The organism is Paenibacillus sp. P4_E11 (assembly GCF_056401635.1).
The window spans coordinates 1-9,230 of sequence record NZ_JBFUIX010000141.1 but is presented as its reverse complement, the minus strand read 5'-3'; the positions used below and the strand labels follow the sequence as shown (position 1 = coordinate 9,230).

Genomic DNA, 9,230 nt, shown 5'->3' with positions numbered 1-9,230 from the left:
GGATAGAAGCCGTCACAGCAAGCGAAGCCACCGAAACCGAACAGAATGATTTAAAGACCGTCGTTTGGAGAAAGGTTGTGAATCTTATAGCCCGTTCCTTGCATTTACTGAAAAAGCACAAAACACTCTACCTGCTCATGCTGCCCGGCATTTTATATTATTTGATATTCAAGTACGTGCCGATGTACGGAATCATTGTCGCGTTTCAGGACTTTTCAATTGGTCGGGGCATTATGGACAGCAAATTTGTCGGGTTAAAACATTTTTACGAGTTTTTTGTCAATACGCCCGACGCCTGGAAACTGATCCGAAATACAATCATGCTTAACGTATATGGACTTCTGTTTCAATTTCCCGCGCCCATCATACTAGCGCTGCTGTTACACGAGTTGAAATCCAAATGGTTCAGACACTTTGTGCAGTCGATTAGCTACATGCCGCATTTTCTCTCGACGGTCGTCATAGGCGGCATCTTGATTACATTCTTGTCCCCGTCGACCGGTATTATCAATTTTCTTCTCGTCAAATGGTTTGGCATCGAGCCGATCTTGTTTCTCGGGCTGCCCGAATGGTTCCGTACCATATATGTCGGATCCGAAATATGGCAAGGCGTTGGTTGGGGGACGATATTGTACTTGGCCGCGATAGCCGGAGTCGACCCGACGTTGTATGAGGCGGCGAAAATAGACGGAGCGAACCGGGTTCAGCAAGTTCGCCACATTACGTTCATCGGCATGGTGCCTGTCATGATCGTCCTGCTCGTGCTCAATCTCGGTCATTTTATGGAAGTCGGATTTCAGAAAATATTGCTGCTGTACAATCCGAGTAACTACGAAACATCGGACGTCATCAACACCTTCGTCTATAGGAGAGGTCTGCTGAACGCCGACTTTAGCTTTGCTTCCGCGGTCGGATTGTTCCAATCGGTGATCGGCTTCATCCTTGTCGTCACGGCGAACCGGATTGTCCGCAAATACTCTGATTCGAGTTTATGGTGAGGTGATCCGCATGAAAATTCAGGTAAGTATTGCGTCGAGGATATTCGATACGTTCAACGTGATGTTGATGCTTCTTCTAATCGTCGTCATGGTGTATCCGATGGTGTACGTGTTCTCCGCTTCCATCAGCTCCGATGCGATGGTGGCGAGCGGCCAGGTGATGCTGCTGCCGAAAGACGTGACGCTGCACGCCTACAAAGCGATTGTGGCCAACCCCGACGTTTGGATCAGCTATTGGAATACGATCCGTTACACGGTCGTTCAAACTGTGCTTACGCTGATCGCGACGTCCGCGATGGCGTACCCGCTGGCGAAAAAATGGCTGCCCGGCCGAAGGGCGATATTGCTGATGGCCGCTTTCACGATGCTGTTCAACGGCGGGATGATTCCAACTTTCCTTGTCGTGCAGAAGCTTGGACTGCTGAATTCGATATGGGCGCTTGTGCTGCCCACTTTGATCAGCACGTGGCACCTGTTCGTTATGCGGACGTTTTTCCAAGGACTGCCGGAAGAACTGGAAGACGTGGCCACGATCGACGGCTGCGGACGGCTGCAAGTGCTCGTCCGGATTGTCCTGCCTTTATCGCTGCCTGTTATGACGACTATAGGACTTTTTACGGCTGTCGGCCAATGGAACTCTTTTTTCGACGCTTTGATTTACTTGAACGACCGCAATATGTATCCGCTGCAAATTATGCTTCGCGATATTTTGGTGGCAGGCGCGGAGCTTTCGTCCGAAAACAATTCGGGCCAGCTGCAGACGATGAAATTCGCGTTGATCATGGTCGCGACTTTGCCCATCTTGTGCGTCTATCCGTTCATTCAAAAATATTTCGTGCAGGGCTCTATGATCGGCGGTATTAAAGGTTAGCCGCGGTTCTTCGGGTAATCCGGGAGTCTGCTGCAACATAAACAAACTTCAATAATCAAGGGAGGCAAACTAAATGAAAAAACGTATCGCCATCATTGTCACCACAGCCATGCTCGGTGGACTCGTCGCCGGCTGTTCCGGCACGAAGGATAAGCCTGCGGGCAACGCAAATGGAACACCGGCAACGGACAAAACGCCCATTACGTTCTCCTGGCTCGCTTACGATCGGACGGAGGGTAAAGTTCGCAGCGACTGGGAAATTTTCAAAGAAATCGAAGCGAAAACCGGCGTGAAGGTCAACTTCGAGGTGGTCAGCCAGCAAGCTCTCACGGAAAAACGGCAAATTATGATCGCGACGAATTCCTTAACCGACTTCATTCAAGTACCGAACTCGGAAGCTCGGGAAAACGGACCGGATAAGCTGTTCCTGAATTTGAAAGATTATTTGGACAAAGCGCCCAATCTTAAAGCGTTTTTCGACAAATACCCGGAAGCGAAAGCGCAGGCGACCGGCGCGGATGGCGGCTTATACACCGTGCCAGTACTGGATGGCGATGAGAAAATGTTCCCCTACGTATGGCTGATGCGCAAAGATTTGACTGACAAGCTCGGGCTGAAAGATCCGAAGAACCCGGACGAATTGTACCAATATTTGAAGGCACTAAAAGAGAAATATCCAGACAAATATCCGTACACTTCGGTGGGGTTATCGTCCGGCGTAGGGCTTTATACAGTAATGGGCCAAATGTTTACGGGCATTAACGGCTTCTACAACTTGAACCCGCAAACCGACAAGTATGCGTTCGCTCCTTACGAAAAAGGATATAAGGATGCCATCGTCTTCATGAACAAGCTGTACAGTGAGAAGCTGCTCGATCCGGAATACCCGTTCCTCACCACCCCGCAATGGCAAGAGCGAATCTTGAATGGCAAAGCTCTCGTATCGTACTATTGGAAAGCGGACTTGCCTACGATGACGGAAAGCGCCAAAAAAGCGGGAGCGCCAGCGGACTACGAGCTGGAGGCATTTGCGCCGATTGCCGCGCCGGGCGTCAAAAACTATCAGTTCTCTCGCAAGACTGTCGGTGCGGCCGGCATCGCCATTTCGGCGAAAGTGAAAGACAAGGACCGGGCCGTGCAATTCCTGGATTACCTCCTTAGCGAAGAAGGAACCAACTATTTGGCTCTCGGCATTCAAGGCAAGACGTATACTTTGGAGAATGGCAAACCGATATTCATGAAGGAGTTCGGTGATACCCCTTACGTTCCGCTGCGCCGCGACTTCGGCGTATGGTACGACATGATCAATATGAACAACGCTCTTTCGCGCGAAACTTGGGAAAGAAGCTCGAGCGAGAAAATAAAAGCGATCGACGCGAAATATGCTCCTTACATTGTACCCACACCGAAAGCGAGCATCATGACGAAGGAAGAACAAGATCTTGAAAAGTCGAAAATGAGCAACCTGAGCAAATTTTTGGAGCAAAAAATTACGGAGTTCGTTACCGGCAAAACGCCGATTAACGATACGACGTATGCCCAATTCATCGAACAGGCGAAGAAGCTCGGCTCTGACGACTTGCTTAACATGTACAATACGGCCTACAAACGCACTTACGGCAAATGATTAACGCTTATGAAGGAGTGTTCGATTATGACCATCAAAGTTCTAAGTGGAGCGGACCGTATTAATTCCAGAGACATGCAATTGTTAAATGGGGCTAGCTTAGGTTTATTTACAAATCCTACCGGCATTTCTTCGGATTTTGTGAGCACCTTGGATATATGTGCAGGATTGAAAGGTTCAAAACTATCTGTATTATTTGCCCCTGAACACGGAATTCGGGGGGATAAGCAGGCGGGAATCCGCGTTGAAGACGAAACCGATCCGATTTTAAATATCCCTGTCTACAGTCTGTGCGGGCCAAGAAAAAAACCGAACAAAGAGATTTTGGACAACGTCGATATTGTCCTATTTGACATGCAAGACTTGGGAATGCGATTCTATACCTATATGACGGTCATGCTTAACATGATGGAAGCGTGTGCCGAGCATGGTAAGACATTTGTTGTATTGGACAGGCCTAACCCTCTTGGAGGACTTATGTGTGAAGGGGGCGTGCTTCAGGATGGATTCCAGACTTCTGTCGGGGCAAGGCAGATCCCTATTCGAACCGGACTTACTATGGGAGAGTTTGCGAAATATGCAAATGATCAAGCGGAAATCCGATGCGATTTGAGAGTGGTTCCAATGACCGGTTGGCAGAGGGCAATGGAATTTACCGAGACAGGTTTGCCGTGGGTCATCCCATCTCCTAATATCCCTACATTAGATACCGTTCGAGTATATGCGGGAAATTGTTTTTTTGAAGGTACGAATTTATCTGAAGGCCGGGGAACTACTAAGCCGTTCGAAATAATCGGCGCTCCATGGCTGGACGGTGTTCGCGTATGCCGTGAACTCAATGCATTGAATTTGCCCGGCGTCTATTTTAATCCGATATACTTTAGTCCGACGTTTTCTAAACAGCAGGGTTTAAAGTGCGGCGGCATACAGCTATTTGTGACAGTTCGATCATCTTACCGTGCTGTAGAAACGGCGCTGCATATGCTTCACCACATCCAAAATATGTATCCTGAACATTTTGAATGGATTGCGCCATTTAATGAAGGGCGTAAGAATTTCATTGATTATGTAACCGGCAGCGATTTGGTGCGAACTTCCGTTCATGAAAAATCCGGTTTGGAACGCATCATCGAACTATGGAACGGACAGGCTGAAGAATGGAATGAGCAGAGGCGGAGTTATTTCCTGTATGCTTAGGAAGAATCGATATAGAACAGGGGATGAATCATGAAACATCTTAAAGTTATGTCTTATAATATTCATCACGGCAAAGGAGTGGACGGTCAACAAGATTTGGAACGGATAGCCCTTGTGATCGAAAATTCCAATATAGATCTTGCAGGAATCCAAGAGGTGGATGTCCATAATTCGGAGCGCAGTAACTGGGTTGACCAGGCGGAGTGGCTGTCCCAGAGATTGAATATGCATTACGCGTTTGGTGCAAATAAAGATTTTGACCCGGATAACCCTGCGGGAAAAAGAAAACAATACGGTACGCTCATATTAAGCCGATTTCCTATTCAGAAATCAACAAACCATGTTCTTCCGCAAGTTATTGATCCGACAGTATGGAACGAGACGCGCGGGGTGTTAGAGGTTGATATTGAGGTAGACGGACAGCGTATCCGAGTTCTAAATACCCATCTTGGGCTTTCACAGAAAGAACGGTTTGAACAAATCGAATATCTCTTAGGCCTGAGTGGTAATCAAAATAGTCCATGTATCATTACTGGCGATTTTAATGCAACTCCAGATAGCGAAGAAATAATTCAGGTTAGCAACTCGTACCGGGATGTTTTCTATCGGCCGCCTCTGCCGAACCCGAAGACATTTTTGATGCCGTACCCGGTTACCGTGGACGGGTTTGGCTCTAACCCGGAAGTAGGGCCTTCTGTTTGTATTGATTATATATTCTGTTCATCACATTTTACTGTCCTTCAAACAGAAGTTATTCATTCCCAAGCATCGGATCATCTTCCAATTACCGCTTTACTGTCATTTGCATAATTTAAAGGTTCATTCTTTCAAGAGTTCATAAACACGTTTGGCGTTAAAGCACGGTGCATACAATGCGTGGAACGGCGCGGAGCAAGCGATCCTGATTCTGCTGGCCGTCCTTTCGTGAGGGAAACGCTTCGATCCTGTTCCACACACGAATTTGACAACGGAAGGCTAGACAACGCTGGCGGGATCGCTGCAGAAAGCATACAAAGGTGGACTGCTTGGCGACTATCGCTTTGTTGAAAAGACGTATACTGGTACGCTTACACGTTCGGAACTAGATGTGGCGAATAACTTGATTATCGTAAATAGCGCAAGACTGTAAAATCCCAAGCGCTTTGTAAAATGAATCCCCCGACTGGCCGTAATGGCTGGCGGGGGATTTTTTATCATTTGGAGATTTCGAACGTTAAGCTACACTTTCCAACTACCATACCAGTAATAAGGCCGAGGCGAAATGCGAATGTGCCAGGCCACGGTTCGCATCCTACTAATGTTTCAAATTACTGATTCTGATTACAACATATTGTGATGTCCTGTGATTATGTGGGATCGTCTTGGGACCGGTATCAGAAGATTCTACTCGGAAAAACCGGACGCGGAGCGTACGGACAAAGGAAACTCCTTGAAGGAAAGCAGAACAAAAAGGGAGTGAGCAGGAGAGTGGAGAAGCGAAGCGTCCGCCTTTGAAACCGATTCCTAACCACGACAACATTTCAATCCAAGGAATCGATTTCAACAGCGGGTGGAACCTCCTGTTCACTCCCTCTCCACACGCCAAACTGAACACAACCACCAAGGACTGTCCGGGAACCGGACGGTTTTTCTTATTTTACTGCAGCTATGAAGCCGGTGGAGATAGCACTAAGATAACGGGTTAATCATTTTTACAAAAACCTGCAATATGTTTTATACAGAGATAATAAATCATTCGTATACTAGTAACAGAACATAATAAATGAATATTATCGACGAGTTCGTGTGATTAGAGAAAACTCAGGGATAACCATTGCCAAAGGATTTGGCTTGGTATTCTTGCTGATTTCTCTTTTTATTTTTGATTATTCATGTAAATAATATGAAAATAACAAATATTTGGAAATAAGGAGGTTGAAGTTTTGATGAAAGGACAAGCATCAGGCTTTCTTTACAAAATTGGACAGAAACCTATCATTGCGGCCGTCAGGAAACCATCCGAAATTCAGAAGGCGATCGATTCAAATGTAGATAACATTTTCTTCATGGGGGGAAGCATTACAGAACTGAAAACAGCAGTACATGCTTGCAAGGGGGCAAGGAAAGGTGCATTTATCCATTTGGATTTGATCCGAGGGCTTTCCGGAACCGATAAGGAATCCATCGAGTTCGTCGCCGATTATATACAAGCGGACGGGATCGTAACGCCCAAAAGCCATATGGTTAAATTCGCCAAGCAAGCAGGATTGTACGCGATTTTACACCTGTTTGTAATCGACTCGTTGGTATGGGAGAACGGTTTAAGGACTGTTGAAAATGCGGCTCCCGATGGAATCGAGTTAATGCCGGGTGTAGTTCCGAAAGTCATCGATCATTTTGCGCGAATGGTGGATACGATACCCATTATTGCTAGCGGGTTAATTTCGACGATCGATGAAGCGAGGAATGCCTTAGTGGCTGGTGCCACATCTCTTTCCGTAAGCGAACAATCACTTTGGAAATTAAATTTCGACGAAATATTGAATGACTAAGATCCAAATTTTTTATTTAAGGGGGCGATTTGCTTGTAATAAATAGAGTTTGAATGGTTTCGTTCTAAGTCTTACTACCAACATAGAGAAGGAGAATGACAAATGCGTTCCAAGAAATGGTTAGCCATGTTTATGGTTATTATAACTTTGGTCATCACCGCCGCTTGCGGTAACAATACGTCCAATAATACTTCCCAGGGGGATACAAAACCGGATACGGTAAAGGTGTGGGCTTATCCGATTCACGCTTCCTATGAAAATGATTTAAAACAAATCATTACGGAATTCAATAAACAATACCCTCACATCAAAGTTGAATACGAGATTTTATCTTACAACGAAGGACCGAAAAAATTCGACATCGCATTAAATGCAGGAGATCCGCCTGATCTTTTCTTTGGTGGCGCGGATGCTCATTTAGTAAACACAGGCTTAGCCGTTTCCATCGATTCTTATATGACGGATGAAATCAAGAAAGACTTCTTGCCGGGGGCTCTAGAAACGATGAAAGTGGGCGGCAAGCAGTATGGACTTCCATTGTACCAATCGATGTGGGGAATCGGTGGCAACAAGCGAATGTTGGAAGAAGCTGGGGTCGATTGGAAAAAGATTCAGGAGAAAGGCTGGACTTGGGGCGAGTTTATTGACGCACTCAAGAAACTGACGAAAAAGCTTCCGGATGGAAGCACTCAATATGGGATCGTAACTTCAGGATCTAGTACGGAATTCATTGATATCGTTACCCGAAGCAGAGGTCTCGTTGATGTTGTTAACGAGCAAGGGAAATTTATTTGGAATGATAATCGGATTCAAGAAGCGATGGAACTTATCTATACTTTGCGGAACGAAGGATATATGCCGAAAGAAGTCGGCGCTCTTACACCTCAGAAGCGTAGTGAAATTTTTGACTCGGGACGAGCCGCTCTAATGGCTAAAGGTTTGCCTGCATTCGATATCACTTATGAAAACCGAAACAAAGATATTGATGCGGGAAAAATAAAAGCGGAAAAGATTGAGTATATCCAATTGCCTGCTCCTCATCATGAAAGCGTCCCAGGGTATGGCAAAATGGTAGGCACCGGAGAAGGATATATGCTATTCCGCCAAAAGAACGACAAGGGTGAACAGCATTTCAAGAACGCCTTCCTCGTATTGAACGCACTAACCGGTGAAAGTGCAGGAAATGCCGCGAATCAACTAGGTTTACCGTACGTAAGAAATTCGCAAGCGAAGGTATTCGAAGGTAAAACGCTGGCTAAGCCTCATAATATTGTCGCCGCTCAGAACATGCAAAAGAACTTGTCTCCAGCGGTAGGTTTAAGTATAGATCCTGATACGGGTTTAAAAGTAAAGCAGTTTAAAGAGCAAGTCATGAAACCCGTTTACCAAGCATTATTGGCAGGTGAAAAAACGCCGGCTCAAGCGGCGGAGCAGTTTAAAGCAAAAGGCGAGCAAATGTTTGGACAAAAATAACGAATAACGTATATTCGGAGAACCTTATATGATTATTCATTTAAGGTTCTTCTCATAAGGGTTGGCAGTAATGTATTGTAACAAAGCTTATTTAGGAGTGTGAACCATGACTATTAAGGTTTTTAGCGGGGCGGAGCGTCTTTGTTCCATAGAAAAGCAATGGTTAGACGGGGCTAGATTAGGTTTGCTGACGAATCCTACCGGCATTACATCAAAGTTTGAGAGCACCCTGGATATATGTGCCGGATTGAAGGCTGCAAAATTGTCTGTATTATTTGCTCCCGAACACGGAATTCGGGGGGAGAAACAGGCAGGAATCCACGTTGAGGACGAAACGGATCCGATATTAAATATACCGGTCTATAGCCTGTGCGGACCAAGAAAAAGACCGACAAAAGAAATGCTGGACGCGATTTTGCTTCACCAGCTCGATTTGGCGGGTTCGATTGGAGGAGAACGCTTCCTTGAAAATGTAGCCTTTCTTGTACCAGTCCGCCATCTTCGCCACGAAATCGCGATAACCCGGGTTGAGC

The 9,230-nt window shown here is 46.0% G+C and carries 8 protein-coding genes; all 8 read left to right on the top strand.

Going from position 1 to position 9,230, the window contains the following annotated elements; genetic code table 11:
- Window positions 1–137: 137 nt before the first annotated feature.
- Complete coding sequence (locus tag AC1DWB_RS29195; RefSeq protein WP_477544615.1) at window positions 138–998, top strand: ABC transporter permease; 861 nt, start codon at window positions 138–140, stop codon at window positions 996–998.
- 10 nt (window positions 999–1,008) lie between these two features.
- The gene (locus tag AC1DWB_RS29190; RefSeq protein WP_477544613.1) at window positions 1,009–1,869 is read left to right on the top strand and encodes a carbohydrate ABC transporter permease; all 861 of its coding nucleotides are present in this window, start codon (window positions 1,009–1,011) and stop codon (window positions 1,867–1,869) included.
- 73 nt (window positions 1,870–1,942) lie between these two features.
- Window positions 1,943–3,496 (top strand): extracellular solute-binding protein, encoded by a 1,554-nt coding sequence (locus AC1DWB_RS29185; RefSeq protein WP_477544612.1) that lies wholly within the window; start codon window positions 1,943–1,945, stop codon window positions 3,494–3,496.
- 27 nt (window positions 3,497–3,523) lie between these two features.
- On the top strand, window positions 3,524–4,693 hold the full coding sequence (locus AC1DWB_RS29180; RefSeq protein WP_477544611.1) for an exo-beta-N-acetylmuramidase NamZ family protein: 1,170 nt from the start codon (window positions 3,524–3,526) through the stop codon (window positions 4,691–4,693).
- Between the two features lie 30 nt (window positions 4,694–4,723).
- Complete coding sequence (locus tag AC1DWB_RS29175; protein ID WP_477544610.1) at window positions 4,724–5,503, top strand: endonuclease/exonuclease/phosphatase family protein; 780 nt, start codon at window positions 4,724–4,726, stop codon at window positions 5,501–5,503.
- A gap of 1,115 nt (window positions 5,504–6,618) precedes the next feature.
- A complete protein-coding gene (locus tag AC1DWB_RS29170) occupies window positions 6,619–7,224 on the top strand; it encodes a glycerol-3-phosphate responsive antiterminator (RefSeq protein ID WP_477544614.1) in 606 nt (201 codons plus the stop codon).
- A gap of 102 nt (window positions 7,225–7,326) precedes the next feature.
- Entirely contained in the window at window positions 7,327–8,697 is a 1,371-nt protein-coding gene (locus tag AC1DWB_RS29165) for an ABC transporter substrate-binding protein (RefSeq protein WP_477544609.1), read from the top strand.
- A gap of 106 nt (window positions 8,698–8,803) precedes the next feature.
- Window positions 8,804–9,230, top strand: a 427-nt coding sequence (locus AC1DWB_RS29160) for an exo-beta-N-acetylmuramidase NamZ domain-containing protein (protein ID WP_477544608.1), incomplete at its 3' end; no start/stop codon positions are given.

What these genes read in the sequence shown, in the direction of transcription:
- AC1DWB_RS29175 (WP_477544610.1), top strand. Translation starts at nt 4,724, where the DNA reads ATGAAACATCTTAAAGTTATGTCTTATAATATTCATCACGGCAAAGGA.
- AC1DWB_RS29190 (WP_477544613.1), top strand. Translation starts at nt 1,009, where the DNA reads ATGAAAATTCAGGTAAGTATTGCGTCGAGGATATTCGATACGTTCAAC.
- AC1DWB_RS29195 (WP_477544615.1), top strand. Translation starts at nt 138, where the DNA reads ATGCTGCCCGGCATTTTATATTATTTGATATTCAAGTACGTGCCGATG.
- AC1DWB_RS29185 (WP_477544612.1), top strand. Translation starts at nt 1,943, where the DNA reads ATGAAAAAACGTATCGCCATCATTGTCACCACAGCCATGCTCGGTGGA.
- AC1DWB_RS29165 (WP_477544609.1), top strand. Translation starts at nt 7,327, where the DNA reads ATGCGTTCCAAGAAATGGTTAGCCATGTTTATGGTTATTATAACTTTG.
- AC1DWB_RS29170 (WP_477544614.1), top strand. Translation starts at nt 6,619, where the DNA reads ATGAAAGGACAAGCATCAGGCTTTCTTTACAAAATTGGACAGAAACCT.
- AC1DWB_RS29180 (WP_477544611.1), top strand. Translation starts at nt 3,524, where the DNA reads ATGACCATCAAAGTTCTAAGTGGAGCGGACCGTATTAATTCCAGAGAC.